The 20060-nt window shown below is 48.1% G+C and carries 12 protein-coding genes; 11 read left to right on the top strand and 1 reads right to left on the bottom strand.

What is annotated here, in order from left to right:
* Positions 1–7: 7 nt before the first annotated feature.
* A complete protein-coding gene (locus tag G7Y39_RS02310) occupies positions 8–1477 on the top strand; it encodes a PD40 domain-containing protein (protein ID WP_165154687.1) in 1470 nt (489 codons plus the stop codon).
* Positions 1478–1523: 46 nt separating this feature from the next.
* Here G7Y39_RS02310 and G7Y39_RS02305 read toward each other — a convergent pair whose 3' ends face one another.
* A complete protein-coding gene (locus tag G7Y39_RS02305; RefSeq protein ID WP_165154686.1) occupies positions 1524–2777 on the bottom strand; it encodes an AGE family epimerase/isomerase in 1254 nt (417 codons plus the stop codon).
* A 139-nt stretch (positions 2778–2916) separates the two neighbouring features.
* Between G7Y39_RS02305 and G7Y39_RS02300 the strand changes: the two genes are divergently transcribed.
* The 10 genes from G7Y39_RS02300 (at position 2917) to G7Y39_RS02255 (ending at position 19979) form a co-directional block, all read left to right on the top strand.
* Positions 2917–5448: a glycoside hydrolase family 9 protein gene (locus G7Y39_RS02300; protein ID WP_165154684.1), complete on the top strand. Its 2532-nt coding sequence runs from the start codon at positions 2917–2919 to the stop codon at positions 5446–5448.
* A 209-nt stretch (positions 5449–5657) separates the two neighbouring features.
* Entirely contained in the window at positions 5658–7430 is a 1773-nt protein-coding gene (locus G7Y39_RS02295; RefSeq protein ID WP_165154682.1) for a DUF6057 family protein, read from the top strand.
* Positions 7431–7437: 7 nt separating this feature from the next.
* Positions 7438–8916, top strand: coding sequence for a PD40 domain-containing protein (locus tag G7Y39_RS02290; protein ID WP_165154680.1), 1479 nt, complete (start codon positions 7438–7440; stop codon positions 8914–8916).
* Positions 8917–9123: 207 nt separating this feature from the next.
* A complete protein-coding gene (locus G7Y39_RS02285) occupies positions 9124–9807 on the top strand; it encodes an ABC transporter ATP-binding protein (protein WP_165154699.1) in 684 nt (227 codons plus the stop codon).
* Complete coding sequence (locus tag G7Y39_RS02280) at positions 9800–11074, top strand: ABC transporter permease (RefSeq protein ID WP_165154678.1); 1275 nt, start codon at positions 9800–9802, stop codon at positions 11072–11074. The genes G7Y39_RS02285 and G7Y39_RS02280 overlap by 8 nt, the downstream gene beginning before the upstream one ends.
* 20 nt (positions 11075–11094) lie before the next feature.
* Positions 11095–12351 (top strand): ABC transporter permease, encoded by a 1257-nt coding sequence (locus G7Y39_RS02275; protein ID WP_165154676.1) that lies wholly within the window; start codon positions 11095–11097, stop codon positions 12349–12351.
* Between the two features lie 32 nt (positions 12352–12383).
* Positions 12384–13505, top strand: coding sequence for an efflux RND transporter periplasmic adaptor subunit (locus G7Y39_RS02270; protein WP_165154674.1), 1122 nt, complete (start codon positions 12384–12386; stop codon positions 13503–13505).
* A gap of 12 nt (positions 13506–13517) precedes the next feature.
* A complete protein-coding gene (locus tag G7Y39_RS02265; protein WP_165154672.1) occupies positions 13518–14876 on the top strand; it encodes a TolC family protein in 1359 nt (452 codons plus the stop codon).
* A gap of 398 nt (positions 14877–15274) precedes the next feature.
* Entirely contained in the window at positions 15275–18460 is a 3186-nt protein-coding gene (locus tag G7Y39_RS02260; protein ID WP_165154670.1) for a TonB-dependent receptor, read from the top strand.
* A gap of 28 nt (positions 18461–18488) precedes the next feature.
* Entirely contained in the window at positions 18489–19979 is a 1491-nt protein-coding gene (locus tag G7Y39_RS02255) for a RagB/SusD family nutrient uptake outer membrane protein (protein WP_241159946.1), read from the top strand.
* Positions 19980–20060: the final 81 nt, after the last annotated feature.

The raw sequence follows: 20060 nt of genomic DNA, 5'->3' as shown, positions 1-20060 counted from the left end.
CATTGCCATGAAAAAGCACGATCTGTATATCTTATGTGTATGTTTTATCATACTGGGGATCTGTTCATGTTCCCACTCGGTCCCGGTAAGCAAGGAGACCGCGGAGAGACCGCGGTTATACCCGGATTACGCGGATGTAACGATACCGAATCATATCGCTCCCCTGAACTTTAAGATACAGGATGCCCATACGGAGGCGTTCGCTGTTTTCTGTTTTGAGGAAGAGACGTTGCGGGTGAAAGAAAAAAAGGGGCAATTCCATATCCCTGCCGCCAACTGGAAAAGGCTACTACAGAAAGCGACCGGCCAAACGATCCGGGTAAAGCTTTACGCGAAGGATAAGGAATGGCTGGGCTATCCGGAATTCTCGCTGTTTATCGCGCGGGAACCTATGGACGCTTATCTGGCCTACCGCCTGATAGAGCCCGGATATGAACTTTGGAACCGGATGGGTATTTACCAACGGAACCTGGAGGACTACGGACAGAGTCCCATCATGGAGAATAAACACAGTGGGCAAAATTGCATGAATTGCCACTCGTTTTGTATGCAGAACCCCGACAAGATGTTGTTTCACATGAGAGATAAATACGCCGGGACCTATTTGATAGAGGGTGACAAACTGGAAAAACTGAATACGAAAACGGATCAAACAATCGCTTCTCTGGTCTATCCCTCGTGGCATCCTTCCGGAAAATACGTGGCATTCTCGGTAAACCAAACGAGCCAGAGCTTTCATTCCAACGACAAAAACAGGATTGAGGTTTTCGACAGCCAATCGGACGTAGTGGTGTATGATACCGAGCGGCATGAGATCGTCAGCACGCCCGCCATTCGTACGAAAGAGGCTTTTGAGACATTCCCCACCTTCTCTCCCGACGGGAAAACGCTCTATTTCTGTACCGCCGAGGCACGTTCGATGCCTCGCGCGTATGCGGAGGTGAAGTATAACCTTTGCTCCATCGCGTTTGATCCGGCGACCAGGAGCTTCGGATCAAGGATAGATACATTGTATAATGCGCGAGAGCATGGGAAAAGTGTCTCTTTCCCCCGTGTCTCTCCCGACGGGAAATTCTTGTTGTTCACCGTATCGGGCTACGGAAACTTCTCGATCTGGCATAAAGACGCTGATCTATATCTCCTGGATATCGAGAGCGGGGCTTTCCATCCCTTACGAGACGCGAACAGTACAGACACGGAGAGTTATCATTCCTGGAGCAGCAACAGCCGGTGGATCGTTTTCAGCAGCCGGCGAATCGACGGATTATATACCCGACCCTATTTCGCCTATATCGACAAGAGCGGGAATGCCTCCAAGCCGTTCCTGTTGCCGCAGGAAGACGCGGATTTCTACCAGCGGTTCATGAAATCGTATAACATACCTGAGTTTATCACGGGGAAGGTACCCTCCAAGATACGGCAGATCAGCGCACTTGCCAAGGAGAGCAAGGGGATTGACGTTACTTATCATAAATAGATCGATTCCGGTACGGCTCCTATTCCGGACTCGCGTATAAGGGTTGTCATTTCAATCGGGTATCCATCTCGAACCCCATACGGCTGTTATGATAGGGGCAGTTCCACATACTTGCTTTCGGCTCCTTGTAGCGGGGTGTTCCATCTTCCTGCACGGTTCTGAACCATTCGCCATACGTTTTGTCTATCATCCGCGACTTAATGAAGCTCCAGGTACGTACGGCACTGTCCAGATAGGAGGGCTCGCCGGTCAGCTGCCAGGCATTGATACAGCCGACCACGGTTTCCGCCTGGCACCACCAGGAAGCATCCTTCCTGATTTTATCGCCGTGCCGCTCGTACATCATCGCTCCCATCGGGTTGATGCCCTCTTTCAAAGAGGTATCCGCAAGTTCCAGCGCGACCTTCCTGCACCTCTCGATAACCTCCGGATCGCCCAAAGCCTCCGCGGCCTCCGTCAGCAACCAAGAGGTTTCGATGTCGTGCCCGTAAGAGTCGATGTCATCCAGATTGTTCCAATCCGAGTCACAGTATAATATCAAGTGATGTGTCCGCGGGTTGTACAGCTTGGTCATTATCAAGCCGATTACTTTCGCGAGGCGCTCGCGAAGGCCGTTATCCTTCCATACCTTATATAATGACGTGTATGCCTCCAATACATGGATGTGTGTATTCATTGTTTTGGTAGCGACGCCATCGCCATCATATCCCAACTTCTCGGGAATCCCCCATTCGCGGGTAAAGGATTCTATATAACCGTCGTTTACAGGATCTCGCATCTTGCGCTCCATGGTCCGGTAAAGCGCTATGGCTTTTTGCAGGCTTTCAGGGTTGCCCGTCGCTCTAAAATGTTCGGACAAACCGTAGATGGCATAAGAACAGCCGTAAGTCTGTTTGTCCGTATTCAGAGGAGTACCGTCCGCGTTTATCAACCAATATACGCCTCCATACCGCGGGTCGATGAAATGGTCGATGAAATAGCGCTGCGCCCTATCAGCCAGCGCGCGGTAGGCAGCATCGCCATACAGCCGATAGGCGGTTGAAAAGGTCCAGAGGATGCGGGCATTCAGCACGCCTCCCTTGGGAGCATCGGCGATAGGGGAACCGTCACGTCTCAATGAACCGTAAAAACCGCCGGAGGGATCTACGCTGTATTTTTCCCAGAAAGGGAGGATATTCTCTTTCAAGTCTGAGATTATTTCATCTTTCAAGACCTTATCCGCGTGTGATCGCGCTTTTAGGAAGGGCGTGATCAGCAACCATAACACGATCAGCGAAAAAGCGGAAAACCTGTGTTTCATAATGTAGCAATTTAAGAACTTGACCCTAGTTACATCGCGAATTTACAAAAAAACAAATTGTCACCGCGCATTGCCTTCCGTTTCCTTTTTATTCCGTATCTTAGGGGGTTGATTTTGTAACTTTTAAAAAACAGATACTATGCGAAAGAGACATTTCCTATTTGCGTCAGCTTTGGCACTGCTCTGCGGTAGCGGCGCGCCGCACGCGCAAGATTTCAAGCTGACCCCCTCCGGCTATTTCAAGAACCAAGGAGTCGATGTCATGGCTTTTGATGACATCTATCCCGAAGGACACCAGGGAGGCGTATGCATCATCATGAACGGACACCGCGTGGCGACAAACGGAGACATCCGCCTGGAAGCCACACCCGGACAATGGCAGCCCATACCGAAACAGCTGGAGCGGAAACTCGGCGACAACAGCATCACCGCTACGCTGTGCTATCCCGACTCCTCCCGTCACCTCACCGGATTCAACCCGATGATTTACCCGGACCTCCACCTTGTCTATACGGTAAAAGTGGAAAGCAAAGGTAAGCAGATAGAGGTGAGCGTAGACTTGGACCGCCCCATCCCCCGGGAATTCATCGGGAAAGTGGGCTTCAATCTCGAGTTCTTCCCGGGTTCCCTCTTCGGCAAGCCTTGGATCATGGATGGGCAGAGCGGTATCTTCCCGCAACAGCCCAACTCTCCCCTGATGACGACCCAACCCAATTACCTGCATACCGGGGACTATCATGACGGCAAAAAACCGCTGGCTGATATGGACAAACTGATCGGGAAAGGTTACAGTCCGATCGTGGCCGACGACATCATCAGCGAACCTTACGCCAAGGGAACCCGGTTCACCTCCCGGCCCGATGACCCCTATAACAAAATTACCATCGAATCATTGAGCGGTGACCTGCAACTGTTTGACGGCCGGATGAACCACAACAACGGCTGGTTCGTACTGCGCAGCGACATAAAGCCGGGTGTCACGAAAGGCGCCGTCAGGTGGATTATCACCCCGAACGTAGTGGCCGACTGGATGTATCAGCCGGTTATCCAGACTTCACAGATAGGCTATCATCCTGCCCAGGACAAGGAGGCTGTCATTGAAATGGACGTACGCGACAGCAAAAAAGCAACGGCACAAATCATCCGTATCGATGCCGACGGCGAGAAAGTGGTCAAGAACGTCGCGCCTGCCGACTGGGGTAAATTCCTGAGGTATAACTATCGGAAGGTAGACTTCACGGACATAAGGGAACCGGGGCTTTATAAGATTAAGTACGATACTTCCGAGTCTCCCATTTTCCGCGTTGCCGATGACGTATACGCCCGCGGCGTATGGCAGCCCGTGTTGGAGTACTTCCTTCCCGTGCAGATGTGCCACATGCGCGTCAACGAGAAGTATCGTGTATGGCACGACCGCTGCCACATGGACGACGCCCGGATGGCACCGGCGCACAACCATATCGACGGCTACGACCAGAAAGAGGGTCTGTCCAAGTTCAAACCGGGCGAGGTAGTTCCCGGAGTAAACATAGGCGGCTGGCACGATGCCGGAGACTTTGACCTCCGTATCGAATCCCAAGCCGGAGAATCCTATATCCTGGCACTGGCCTACGAAGCTTTCCGCCCGGATCTCGACGTGACCGCCATCGACCAGATAAACCGGGTGACGGAGATCCACCAGCCCGACGGCAAGAATGACCTGCTGCAACAAGTGGAGAACGGCGCCCTCTCGGTAGTCAACAGCTACCTGGCGCTGGGACGTCTCTACCGGGGAATCATCTGCAACGACCTGCGCCAATACGTGCTTCTGGGTGATGCCGCCGCTATGACCGACGGGGAAACCGGCAATGAAGACGACCGTTGGATATTTACGGAGGACAACCCCGGGCGGGAGCTGTCTACAGCCGCCCAACTGGCTGCCGTATCCCGCGTGTTGAAAGGGTTCAATGATACATTGAGTGTGCATTGCCTCGACATTGCCCGCAAGGTATACGCTTCTACCGGAAATGGCGGCGGGAGAGCCTTGTCTCCCAAGGTGCAAGCAGCCGTAGAGCTGTATCTCACCACCGGCGAACAACCCTATATGGATTTTATCCTGGATCATCAGGATCTCATCATCAAACAGATCAGAAACACCGGCTGGTACACGGCACGCGTAGAGCAACAGTTCGCGCGGATGAAGGATAAAAAAGCCAACGCTTTCTCCACCGCTTTCCGTAAAGCGCTGACCGGATACAAACAAGAGCTGGACAAGCAGGTGCATGAAACACCTTACGGCGTTCCCTACCGTCCGAATATCTGGGGGGCAGGCTGGGATATACAGCGTTTCGGCTTCCAGCACTACTTCCTGGCCACCTCCTATCCGGAAATATTCACGAAAGCGCCGGTATTCAATGCCCTCAACTTCATTCTCGGATGCCATCCGGGCTCCAACCAGGCTTCTTTCGCCTCGGGTGTCGGCGCGCAATCAGCCACGGTGGGCTATGGGTTGAATCGTGCGGACTGGTCGTACATCCCCGGAGGAGTTATTTCCGGTACGGCGCTGATCCGTCCCGACTTCCCGGAGCTACTCACGTTCCCGTTCCTCTGGCAACAGACTGAATATGTACTGGGCGGCGGATCGTCACACTACATGTTCCTGGTACTCGCGGCACAGCAGTTGTTACCGTAAAAGTCCGCCCGCTGAAAAAGGCTACCGCCCATCTCGGCCCAAAGCTCGCGAATATGATATCCGCTAGCTTCGAACCGAGGTGGGTTCTAAGTTTCTGACGGGCATCTTTAACAGATAAAACCTTGCTAAATTCGTCTAAAGGACTTACCTTTGCGCCCACAGTAATTCTCTTTTCAACCATTGTAAGGAACTTTAGTAATTTGTGTCACATGAATGACGTAAGTAGAAAGATTATACCTATTTTTCTGCTCTTGGTGTGCACCTGCCTCCTGGGGTTACATTTACAAACCACTCAAGAAGCGATCTTCTTCTACCGAGAACAACAACAGATCTTCCTGTTCGATACCGAACATGTATTGAATATACTTAAGACAATTGGAGGATTGGCTACGATTTGCGCCCAATTTGTTATACAGTTTTTCAAGGTGCCGCTGATCGGATCGCTGACAACCGCCTTGATCGGTGGAGCCGCTGGCTGGTTATCCTGGCTGACTTTACGAAAAATACATCCGGCGTCGTATCTTCTGCCCTTGGCCTTTCTCCCCATCTTATTCCAGTACCTTTACCTGATAAAAGACAGCTATCATTATGAAGGGCTGATCGCCCTGTTATTTGAGACGTTGGCTCTTAGCCTGTACAGTTACGGGACACGAAAATGCAATTGGACATACCGTACCTGCATCGGTTGCTTGCTGACGATCGGATTGTTTTACACGATGGGATCTGTAGCGATGTTATTCGCCCTTAGCATCTTACTGTTTGATGTGTTTCAGAAAAACGAACGCTGGTACGCAAGCTTCATCCCGTTGATCTTGCTGCTTACCGTAGGTTCCCTGTGTGTTCTGGGGGGCAGCAAACCCGATTATGACCATGTGTTTTGGATGAAAGATTACGTAGCGTATTTCATCGAGCTGGAACCATTCTACGGCTTTTCCTGGCAAGTAGCGCTACTCGTCATGCTTCTATTCTTCCTGTCGCGTTATCTCGATCACGTAAAGACCTATCTAAAAGCTTTAGTGACCGTAGCATTGCTTGCCTTATCCGGTATCTATTATACGCGAACGGCTCTTCAGCGGATGAATAAAGATTTCTATACGTTGATGCAAATGTTTCATTACATAGATACCGAACAATGGGACGCCATAATCTCGTCGGATGATCTGAACTATAATAACTACTTACACCTGAATTGCTTAAACCTTGCCTTATCGCATAAGGGGGTCATGCAGACTGATTTATTCAACTATCCGCAAAGCGGGATACAATCCTTGATCTCCGCGTATCAAGCGCATATAGAGGAAAGTTTCCTGTTCAGCCAGATATACTACCATATAGGTATCACGTCCTTGGCATACAATTTCGCTTTTGGCGCCTCGGTGGGAATTACACACGGCAGTCCTGTCATGACCAAATTACTAATAAAATCTCATTTGATATACGGACAGTATCCCGCGGCCGAGAAGTTTATCTCACTATTGGAAAAGACATGGGGCTATCGGGAATGGGCCTCCTCGCAACGAAAGTTCTTGTATAATGATCAAGCGGTGGAGAACGACCCGGAATTGGGCGTAAAAAGGAAAAGCCTGTCCGACAACAAAGACCTTTTCGCCAATATAATCGGATTGCTTGATAACTTGATGATTCTATTGGAAGAGAATCCCCGGAATAAAGCCGCGTTGGATTATACGATCGGTACGTTATTGTTATCGAAAGACCTGCCCGCCATAAAAATGTTTGTCGAAAGATTCAGTGGGACGGAAGTACTCCCTACATTGCCCGAGCCTTTGCAACAGGCCGTGATCTCTTACGCGGAGCATGACCCGGATTATTGCCGCAGGTATGGGGTAACCGATAAAGTCCTGTCCGAGTTCTCGCTATTCAGGCGACGTGTATTGGAACTAAGGCATGCCCGACAAGCGGTAGCGACTGGAATAGCCGACTATCGGCCTACTTTTTGGTACTATTTGATGTTCTCTAAATAAAACTCGTATGGAAAAACAGACTTACACGAATACAAACCGATATTTTCTCCTTTTTCTCATCGCCTTGATGGTTTCATGCTCCCAAAACGACATACAGATCGCCAAAAGCTTGAATGAGGAAATAACCATTTATCCGGATTACAAGGAGGTGACCATTCCTGTGAACATCGCCCCGCTCAATTTCTCTATCGCCGATAGCAGTGAGCACTGCCTTATCATTAAAGGGGAAAAGACTCAATTCCAAGTCTATAGCGATGAGGGGCTCTTTGAGATCCCACAAAGGAGATGGAAAGCCCTGTTGAAAGAGAATGCCGGAAAGCAAATAGAACTGACCATCGCTAAACGCATACGGGGCGAATGGAATGCCTATATGCCTTTTCATATGGACATCGTGAAGGACTCCATCGATAAATATATAGCCTATCGGTTATTAGCCTTGAGCAATGATATGTGGAACAGGATGGGTATCTATCAACGAAACTTGGAGAATTATGACCAAAGCGTGATTTACGAGAATAGCTTGACCGACTATAATTGCGTAAACTGCCACACGTTTCCCTCCGGGAACCCGGATAAACTGATCTTCCATATGCGAGGCAAGCACGCCGGTTCCGTACTGATTGATGGAAGGAAAATAACCAAGCTAAATACCAAGACGCCCGAGACAGTCTCAAACTTTGTCTACATGTATTGGCATCCGAATGGTAACTATCTGGCGGCCACCGTATGCGATACCTATCAAAACTTCTTCATCAATAATCCCAATACACTGGAAGTATTGGATCATAACTCCGATATCGTGATCTACGACGTGAAGAAGAACGAGCTATTCTCTTGCGAAGCGTTAAATTCAAAAGACGCATGGCAAATATTTCCCGCATTCTCTCCTGACGGGAAGAGCCTCTATTTCAGCTCGACCGCTGCCGTAGATTCTATTTCCAAGAATTTCAGACAAATGACCTATAGCCTATGTCGTGTAGGCTTTGACCCGGAAACCCGCGCCCTAAGCCGGCAAGTAGATACTTTATACCATGGCCGGGCCAACCACAAAAGCGTATCCTTCCCTCGGATCTCACCTGACGGCAACTATCTGGCTTTCACTTTACAGGAATATGGCGGCTTTGGGGTTTGGCATAAAGATGCCGAATTATATATGATCCGCTTGTCCGACGGAAAGACGTACCCGCTGACCGAGGCGAACAGCCCCGAAGGGGAAAGCTATCATTCGTGGAGCCGCAACAACCGTTGGCTGGTATTCAGCAGTCGCAGGTTGGATGGATTATACACGCGTCCGTTCTTTACCTATATCGATGATAGCGGCACGGCTCATAAACCATTCCTCCTGCCGCAAAGGAATCCCGTAAAATATTATAAAGACTTGTTGTGGACCTACAACCTCCCGGAGTTTATACAAGAAAAGGCTCAAATAGACACGCATGCCGTGATGGAAACCATGCGAAATACAAAAGGAATCCCTGTAAAATAAGTACAATTCTTCCACAAAGGTAAGGGATAAGAGAGCCAGGCCTATTCTATCAAAGTCCTCTGTTAATATTGTATAATTATGAGTACCTTGCGATACAAGGTATTCTAGTAAGACTTATCTTTGCGCCCGGATGATAAAGATGTTTACCAACCGTGTAACTTTTTTAGCAAATTGTACGTCTAATAGGTAAAGTAATTACATAATATGATGATTCAACTGAGAGGAATAAACAAAACGTACTTTAATGGAGCCCCACTGCACGTTTTAAAAGGTATCGACCTCGATATAGAGAAGGGAGAGATGGTATCTATCATGGGAGCGTCCGGTTCCGGTAAGTCAACCTTATTGAATATCCTGGGGATATTGGATACGTACGACACGGGCACCTACCTATTAAACGGACAATTGATTCAGCGTCTCAGCGAAACTCGTGCCGCCGAGCTCCGGAACCGGATGATCGGCTTCGTATTCCAATCTTTTAACTTAATCTCATTCAAGAATGCCATGGAGAACGTCGCCCTCCCACTCTATTACCAAGGGGTCAGCCGAAGGAAGAGGAATGCCATGGCACTGGAATATTTGGACATGGTGGGTTTGAAAGATTGGGCGGAACATATGCCGAACGAGATGTCCGGCGGACAGAAGCAGCGTGTGGCGATCGCCCGGGCCTTGATCGCGAAACCTCAAGTCATATTGGCCGACGAGCCGACCGGAGCGTTGGACAGCAAGACGACCGTGGAGGTAATGGAACTGCTACGCAAGGTAAACCTGGAGGGTATGACCATGGTGATCGTTACCCACGAACCCTCCGTAGCGGAGGCTACAGACCGGATTATCCGGGTTAAGGACGGGCTGATCGAACGTATCGAAAAAGGGGAGAATCATGTTTGACTTTGATAATTTCAGGGAAATATGGAGCACCATCAAAAAGAATAAGCTCCGTACCTTCTTGACCGGCTTCTCGGTCTCATGGGGTATTTTCATGTTGATCGTGTTATTGGGAGCGGGAAACGGGTTGCGCAACGGTATCATGCACAACTTCAGGAATATGTCTACCAACCGGGTCGAGGTATGGACACGCTATACCACCAAGCCCTGGAAGGGTATGCTACCCAACCGCAGCATCAGTTTCAAGGAAGAGGACTTAAGCGCCCTGAAGAGAAACTTCAAAGAGGTGGATCTCTGCTCGGCTACCATTTCCCACAATGACACGATCACTTACAACGAGGAGTATGTGACAGGACAGACCCATGGCGTATATCCGGACCATGCCCCGATCAATTACGTGAATGTAGAGACACATAACGGCCGCTTCATCAATGAACAGGACATGAGGGACCGAAGAAAGGTGATCGTGATCAGTCCCCGTATGGCCGAGGTCTTGTTTCGAGACGAGAAGCCGCTGGGTAAATATGTGAAATGCGGCAATATGATGTATCAAGTAGTCGGCGTGTATAACGATGATGACAAAAGCAACAACGCTCCCGCTTACATTCCATTCTCCGTTGCCCAACTACTCTATAATAAAGGATACGGTTTCGGATCGCTAACGTTTACCTTGAAAGGGGTAACTACCGAAAAGGAGAATGAGGCCTTCGAGGAAAGCTTCCGGAAATGGATGGCACGCCGCCACCAATTCGATCCGACAGACAAGAACGCTATCGGTATGTGGAACATGGCGAATGAGTTCCTCATGTTCGACAATATGCTGAACGGGATTACTCTATTTATCTGGATTATCGGTATCGGGACCCTGATGGCAGGCATCGTGGGAGTGAGCAACATCATGCTGATCACCGTACGGGAACGGACCCGGGAGTTCGGCATACGCAAGGCTTTGGGAGCAAAGCCCGGCTCGATCCTGGCATTGGTGATAACCGAGTCTATCCTCGTAACAGCCGTCTTCGGCTATGTCGGGATGATCATGGGGATCGGGATTACGGAACTCATCAATCACGCCATGGAAATGGCCCAAGCCGGGGCCCAGTCCGGGGGGAATATAGGAGAGGACCTGACGATCTTCCGCAACCCGACCGTCAACCTGGCGATAGCTAGCTCCGCTACGGTCTTGATCATCATAGCCGGCGTATTGGCGGGTTATTTCCCGGCACGCAAGGCGGTAAAAGTCACGGCGATCGAAGCCATGAGAACGGAATAATAATAAAAAAGAGAAGAACCATGTTTGACATAGACAGATGGGTAGAGATATGGGTGACGATCACCCGAAACAAGACACGCAGCTTGTTGACCTGCTTCGGTGTATTTTGGGGCATCCTGATGCTGGTGATCCTATTGGGGGCCGGGAACGGGATGAAGAACGCCATGTTCTCGAATATCAACGGATTCGCCACGAACTCCGCCTTCTTTTTCTCCGACCGGACCAGCGAATCGTACAAAGGCTTTAACAAGGGCCGCCAATGGAACATGCGAAACCGAGACGTGGAGAGCATCCGGAGACAGGTGAAGGACATCGAGGCCGTCTCCCCCATCATCTGGGGAAATTCCTCGGACAAGAATATCGTTTTCGGCCAATTAAGCGGTACTTATAATGTGAAAGGCGTGCAGCCCGATTATTTCAAGATCGAGACCCAACAACTTTATTACGGACGGTTACTGAACGAGATCGACGAGATCGAGAAGCGTAAGGTCTGTCTGATCGGTGCCGAGGTGAACGAAGTATTGTTCAAAGGGAAGGATCCTTGCGGGAAATATGCCCGGGTAAACGGGATTTACTATCAAGTGGTAGGCGTCATGAAGCAACTGGCTTCTAACGTCAGTATCGGCGGACGGGCCGAGGAGAGCGTATTCCTTCCCTTCAGCACCATGCAACAGACGTTGAACCAAGGGGATATCATTCACTTCTTGTGCGTGAGCGCCAAGCCCGGTTATAAGATCGATCCGGTGATCACACAGGTCAAGGATATCGTAAAGAGCCAGAACCAGATCTCGCCTACCGACCCGCAGGCCGTGACGGTGATCAACCTGGCGGCTCAGTTCGAGACCTTCGATATGCTATTTATCGGTATCGATATCTTGATCTGGCTCGTAGGCATGGGTACGTTATTGGCGGGTATTATCGGTGTAAGTAATATCATGATGGTAACGGTCAAGGAGCGTACCCGGGAGATCGGCGTGCGCAGGGCCTTGGGAGCAAGACCTTGGAATATTATCTCGCAAATCATGAGCGAGAGCCTGTTACTGACGGCCTTCGCAGGTTTGATGGGGTTAAGCGTCGGGGTGTTCCTGCTCGATCTGGTAGATAAGATCATGAGCGCCCAGCCGGCCTCGGACGGAACCATAGCGCATCCGGAGGTAAGCATTCAAGTAGCGGTAGCGGCCACGGTGATCTTATTGTTCAGTGGTCTGCTGGCCGGGCTGATTCCCGCGTGGCGAGCCATGCAAATCAAGGCGATAGATGCCATACGGGAAGAATAAATACAATTGTCAATTAATAAAACTATATAATCATGAAGAATCGCATTGTAAAAAAAATCCTGCGTATCACCTTGTTAGTATTTGTGGGAGCAGCGGTAATCGGTACATTCTATTTCTTATGGAGGAAAGCGCAACCGGTCGTCACCGTTTATGAGATCGTAACTCCTGAAAAAGGAGATGTGGAAACCAAGACGGTCGCTACCGGGAACGTAGAGCCTCGTTTCGAAGTGGAGATCAAACCGCAGATTTCCGGTATCATCTCCGAGCTGAAGAAAGAGGCGGGGCAGACGGTCCAGGCGGGAGAGATTATCGCCACTATCAAGGTAATCCCCGAGATGGTACAGCTCAACAGCGCCGAATCACGCGTGAACCTTGCCAATATCTCTTTAAAGCAAGTGGAAGAGACGTATAAGCGGGATACGCAATTATTTAAGCAGGGTGTTATCGCCCAAGAAGATTTCGACCTTTCCAAGGCGAACTACCTGAAAGCCGTGGAGGAAAAGGATAACGCGCAAAGTGCCCTGGAGATTATCCGCGACGGTATAGCCAAGAACTCAAACGTAGCCAGTACGACCCAAATCCGCAGTACCATTACCGGGATGATCTTGGACATCCCCGTTAAAGTAGGTAACTCGGTTATTCAAGCGAACAATTTCAATGATGGCACGACGATCGCTACCGTAGCCAATATGAACGACATGATCTTCAAAGGAAACGTAGATGAGACCGAGATCGGACGCATCCACGAGGGAATGCCGATCAAACTGACCGTCGGCGCCATGGAGAGCCGTTCATTCGACGCTTTGCTGGAATATGTATCGCCCAAGGGAGTAGACAAGAATGGAGCCATTCAATTTGAGATCAAGGCGGCCGTGACGATCCCCGAAGACGCGTTCATCCGCGCGGGCTATAGCGCCAATGCCGAGATCGTGCTAAAACGTGCGGAGGATGTCCTTACGATCCCGGAAAGCACGGTAGAGTTCCAGGGGGATTCCGCGTTCGTTCAGTTGGTTAAACAAGAGCAACCGGAGCAAGTCTTCGAGAAACATCCTGTAAAGGTAGGTCTGTCCGACGGTATCAAGATCGAGATTCAAGAGGGATTGGCCGCGGCCGATAAAGTCCGGGGCGCAGCGATTGATCCGAATAAGAAATAAAAGAAAGATAGTATGATGAGAAGGAACTTATATATACTGGCAATCGCTTCCCTCCTGTCCGGGAACTATGTTCTCGCTCAAGATACAGTGAGGCGATGGAGCCTGGAGGAGTGCATCCAATATGCCATCGAGCATAATATCGACTTAAAACAAAAAGAGCAGGAACAGGAAAGCCGAAAGGTAGACCTGCATACCAGCAAATACAGCTGGCTCCCGGCCTTGAACGGCAATCTCGGACAGAGCTTCCAGTTCGGACGCTCCACGTCTAAATCCGGGGTAATCGTAGACCAGAACGCCGCCAACTCCACATTGGGGATCAATCTGGACATGCCTTTATTTGACGGGTTAAAAATACCGAACGATATCGCCGCCCGCAAACTTGATCTAAAAGCGTCTGTAGAGAACTTGAATAAAGCGAGAGAAGACCTATCCATCAATATAGCCTCCTACTACCTGCAAGTACTTTACAATAAAGAGCTACTGAAAATAGCGCAATTGCAAGTGGAGCTGGACAAAGAGCAAGTGAATAAAACGGAGGCTCTGGTGAACGCCGGAAAGGTACCTCTTTCCCAACTGTATGACATGAAAGCCCAATTGGCGAAAGATGAGGTCACGCTAACCGAGTCGCAAAACAATGTGAACCTCGCTTTGCTGGATCTGGCGCAAAGCCTGGAACTGGAGCGAAGCGATCGGAGTTTCGACATACAGACGCCTGCGATTGAAGATGTGGTGGCTGATCATATGAGCAGTATACTACCCCCGGAAGACATTTACGATCATGCGGTTACATTCAAGCCCCAGATCAAGGAACAGCAGTATTTGCTAGAGAGCCAAAAGAAAATGTTGCGTGTCGCGCAAGCGGGCTATTACCCCAAGTTAAATTTCGGGGCTAGTTACAGCAATGGATATTATCATTCTACTTCGGGAGGTGAATTTGCCGATATGCGTTCCTTTAGCGAGCAGCTTAAGCAGAATGGGCAAAAGATCGTCGGATTCTCATTGAGTATTCCACTTTTCAACCGCTTCCAGGTACGCAACAGTGTCCGTACCGCAAGGATTAACATTATCAACCGGGAATTGCTGATGGAAAATACAAAGAAAACTTTATACAAGGAAATCCAGCAAGCGTACTATAACGCGACAGCTTCCCAAGAGAAATATATGGCTTCCGACAAATCCGTCACGGCGAGCAAGGAGGCGCTCAATTATGCCCAGGAACGTTACAACGCAGGTAAAAGCACGGTCTTTGAATTTAATGAGGCTAAAACAAAATACGCGCAAAGTCTGGCGGAACAGGCACAGGCCAAATATGATTTTATCTTCCGTACGAAGATCCTGGATTTCTATAATGGCAACCCGATCCGTTTGTAAACATTAATTAATACATCATTTTTTCATTACACACACGCAGTTTGAGGGAAGACGGTCTTTACAGGCATCTTCCCTTTCTGCATTCATTAAGTTCAGCCTGCGCAAAACTAAGGTCAACAACCGGACAGATTGGATCAAGAACTGCCTGTCGGCTATCATTATGCAAGAGCTTCCCCCGTAGAACCCAATTGGATCCGTAACTATCAACCAATATTGTATTAGTTTTAGAATGATTTGTAACCATTTGCTTTTTTATAATAAAAATAATATATTTGCGGCAGTGATTTTTCAGGATCTTGGTATGTGCATTTTTCATATCGTACTTTAACTGTGGCCCTGTGCAGACTATGGTCTCCTGAAAAAGCTATGTGTGTCTAATTAACAAACAAATTCATTCTATGAAGTACAAATTAACGCTTGTACTACTCTCATTCTTTCTGGGAGTGCAGTGTATGGTCGCCCAGCAAATGAAGGTGACCGGTGTAGTGATCAATGAAGATGATGGGGAGCCTGTTATAGGTGCATCCATCGTAGTAAAAGGAACCACTGTTGGTACCATCACGGATCTGGATGGTAAATTCGAATTGGAGGCAGACAAGAACGCCAAGTTGATTGTATCTTATGTCGGCTTAAAAACATTAGAAACCACCGCACAAGCAAACATGCGAATCGTTCTCTCTTCTGACGCGCAGGAGCTCGACGATGTCATTATTGTCGCTTATGGTACCGCTAAGAAATCGTCTTTCACGGGTTCCGCGGGTGTTGTCGGGACAAAAGACCTTGACATGCGTCCATTAACAAACGCAACCGCAGCTTTGGAAGGTAACGTATCCGGTGTACAAGTCGGTACGGGTGGCGGACGTCCGGGTGAATCCCCTAATATCCGTATCAGAGGATTCGGTTCGATTAATGCTTCAAACAGTCCTCTTTATGTTGTGGACGGATCCATTTACAATGGAGAGATCGCGGATATCAATCCGAACGATATTGAGTCAATGTCTATCTTAAAAGATGCGGCCTCGACTTCTCTTTATGGATCCAGCGCGGGTAATGGTGTTGTATTAATTACCACTAAGAAAGCAAAAAGCGATGATACTCAAGTTACATTCAGCACTTCTCAAGGTATCTCTTCCCGTGCGATCAAGGAATATAACCGTGTAGGTGTATGGGACTATTACCCTTTGCAGTGGGAGATGCTTCGTAACCAGTATATCTCCGCGAATGGAATGTCTGCGGCAGAAGCGGCGACAGAGGCCTCTGCCAAAATTTATAACCAATTGATGTATAACCCATACCGGGGAGTTGCCAATGATCAAATCGTAGGGACGGACGGGAAATTAAATCCTGCGGCCACCCAATTGTTATGGGGAGATGATACCGACTGGAATGACGCGATGGAACGTACCGGCTATCGTGGAGAATATAACTTGTCTTATTCCACCAAGGGAAAGAAAAGCGATACGTATGTTTCATTAGGCTATTTAAAAGATAACGGTTATGTGATCAAATCCGATTTTGAGCGTTACTCTGCCCGTGCGAATGTAAATGTGTATCCCGTGAAATGGTTTAAGACAGGCTTGAACATTTCAGCCAGCCGTTCTCAATCTCAAATAGCCAATACAAGAGATAATTCAAGTGGTTATTCAAATCACTTTATGTTTGCCCGTACTATCGGCCCGATCTACCCGATCCACAAACATGATCCGGAAACAGGTGATTATCTCTTGGATAACCTGGGACAGACGCAATACGACTATGATGGCGTACGCGCAGGTTCCGCTTATTCGGGCCGCCACGTGGTAGCGGAGACATTATGGAACGACGAAGAGTTTGTACGTGACGTGATGAACTCACGCGCTTATATGGATTTCAATTTGTACGAAGGTCTGAAAGTTACATTGAACGGAGGTTTGGAGACATCCAACAGCCGTAATTCCGGCTATGATAATAAGTTTGTAGGTGACGGCTCTCCGAGTGGACGTTTCAGCCTTGAGAATACCCGCCGGACAACAACGACTTTCAACCAATTGATAAACTATAATACGAACTTCGGAGATCATAACTTTGATGTATTATTAGGTCATGAAAGTTTCGCCTACAAATACCAATACAACTACACCATGAGGCAAGGTCAGGTTATGGATGGGCTGATGGAGCTAGGAAACTTCACGACAATCAATTCGGCCTACTCCTTTACGGACGAATACAAAAAAGAGGGTTATTTTGCCCGTATCAATTACGACTTCATGGATAAATATTACGCGTCGGCCTCCTACCGCCGCGATGGCAGCTCACGCTTCCACAAAGATAACCGTTGGGGTAACTTCTGGTCTTTCGGAGCCTCTTGGCGTATAGACCAAGAAAGTTTCATGGAGCCGTTGACTTGGGTCAACAGTTTGAAGCTGAGAGGTTCTTATGGACAAACCGGTAACGACCAAGTATTAACGACCAGTGGATCAACGAACTATTATCCCTATCAGACTTTATATGACATGAACCGCAATAACGCGTTGGAAGCAGGTGTGTTATTCAACTCTTTTGGAAACCCCGATTTGCAATGGGAGACTCAGGTTTCTTCCGACGTGGCAGTCGAATTCGGACTGTTCGATCGTTTGACCGGTAGCATCGAGTATTTCAACAAACAATCCAAAGACCTGTTGTTCAACGTACCTCTACCTCTTTCTTCCGGAGCGGTAGACTATAGAGGAACCGCGTCTATCTGGAAGAACATCGGTAAAGTAACGAATAGTGGTGTGGAAATCTCCTTGGATTACCGCATCTTAAAAAATACGGATTGGACATGGAACGTCGGCGCGAACGCCACATTCATCAAGAACGAGGTAAAAAGCTTACCCCAAAAAGAGATCATTGACGGTACAAAGAAGATCATGGCAGGCAAGTCTATCTACGAATTCTGGTTAAAGGAATATGTGGGTGTAGATCCTCAAGATGGAGCGGCTCTTTATCGTTTCGACGATACGGTAGATGAGAATGGAAACGCGGCACAAAACTGGGATGACGAAGATTGTCGTACCGTAAACGGAGAGAAAGTGACAACGAACCAGGAAAAAGCAAAATACCATTATGCAGGTAGCGCGATTCCTAAAGTATATGGCGGTTTCAATACACGCGTAAAATTCAAGGATTTTGAGTTATCCGCCGTATTCTCTTACGCGTTGGGAGGAAAGGTTTATAACTCCAGCTATCTATCTCTTATGAGTGTAAACAAATATGGAGCGGCTATGCATACGGATATCTACGATCGTTGGCAACAACCGGGAGATATAACGAATGTTCCTCGTCTAGACGGCAGTGAAGCTACTAATTTCAATGCACAGTCGGATCGTTGGTTGATGAGTTCTGATTATCTAAGCATGAAGTCTTTGACATTCGCTTATACGTTACCAAAGGCCTTCCTTTCTAAGTTCGCGATAAAGAACGCGCGCGTATCATTGAGTGGCGAGAATCTATTCCTGCTTACTTCCATGAAAGGTATGGATCCACAACAACAGTTCAGCGGTATTACGAACAATGCTCATATCCCCGCTCGTTCATTTACATTCGGACTGAATTTCACATTTTAATTCATTATTATATTAAACGTTGATTACAATGAAAAGATTCAAATATACAATTCTAGCCTTATGCGTCGCAGGTCTGACGGCTTGTTCCGATACGTTCATGGAAACAAGTCCAACCGACCAGGTTGGCGAAACAACAGTCGCTTCATCTTTGGAAAACCTATACATTGCTCTAAACGGAACACATCGGGCCATGGTTAAGCAATACTTATCTTCACAAAGTTGTGGTGGAGAACCTTCTTGGAATATCGATCGAGATGTATTAGGCGAAGATCTGGTACACCCATCTTCCGGTAACACTTGGTTTTTAAGAACGCTTCAATGGGTAGATCATCGAAATTCAAAATCAACATTGACCAAGTATGGTTTCTTCTTCTATTACAAATTAATATTGAACAGTAACATACTTCTTAATAATGTGGATGCGGTGGATCGTACGGATGAAAATTTATACGCCGGCGTAAAAGGGGAGGCACTTTGCTTCCGTGCGTTTGGCCATTTTCAACTCGTGCAGCTCTACGCGGAACGTTATAAAGCGGGAGGTGGCAATACACAATTGGGCATACCTTACCGTAAGGCCCCGGAAACAGGAGAAGTCGCTCGTAATACGGTAGAGGAATGCTATCAATATATTAACGAAGATCTCGATGCCGCTATTGAGTTGTTGAAAAACTACGAGGCAAAAGAGGTCACTCACTTCTCTTTGAAAGTGGCTTATGGTTTAAAGGCTCGTGTCCTGCTGGCACAGCAAAATTATGCGGAAGCCGCGAGATACGCGGATTTGGCAATACAAACCGCGGAGGGAGAAGGCCATAAATTGATGACCGGCAAAGAAGAATTAATGGGAGGCTTCGCTTCCATGCTGACAGATAATAAGGAGGCTATATGGGCAGCCAATACGCAGGAAGACCAAACCATCTATTTTTATTCTTTCTATGCATATATGTCTTGGAATTTCAACGCGTCCGCGATACGTGCCGTCCCCAGATGTATAAACTCGGCTTTGTATGATAAAATATCAGATACAGATGTCCGCAAACAATGGTGGGATCCGACAGGTAAAGCAGATGTTCCCAAAAGCAATTTCAAACGGTTCCCGTATCAGAATCGTAAATTCACGGCCAAATCTTCTTCCAATGCGGTCGGAGACTTTCCTTTCATGCGTTTGGCAGAGCTCTACTTGATGAAAGCGGAGGCATTGGCTCGTAGCAATCAACTTCAAGAAGCACAAAAGACGTTGACCGCATTTGCCTTGACTCGCGATCCTGAATACAAAGAGACGAGCAAAACAGCGGCCGAATTAACGGAAGAGATCATGATCCAACGTCGTGTCGAGTTGTGGGGAGAAGGATTCCGATTCACGGACTTGAAACGTTTAAACTTACCGTTGGATAGAAATAACACGAATCACGATAAGGGTATCGCGATAAAGATGCACGTAGATGCCGGTTCTCCTGAATGGCAATTCAAGATTCCGGATGACGAAATGAACGCGAACAGTCTTATGACTCAGAATAAATAATCGCGCTGTTCCTTACTAATTGTATCAAAAAGTCCCCGCCTATACCCTTAACCGGTTTAGGCGGGAATTTTTTAAGAACTA

Origin of the sequence: Parabacteroides sp. ZJ-118, assembly GCF_011038785.1 — a bacterium.
GTDB lineage: Bacteria > Bacteroidota > Bacteroidia > Bacteroidales > Tannerellaceae > Parabacteroides.
Note: the sequence above shows the minus strand (reverse complement) of the source record. Positions and strands in the feature narration are given on the sequence as shown.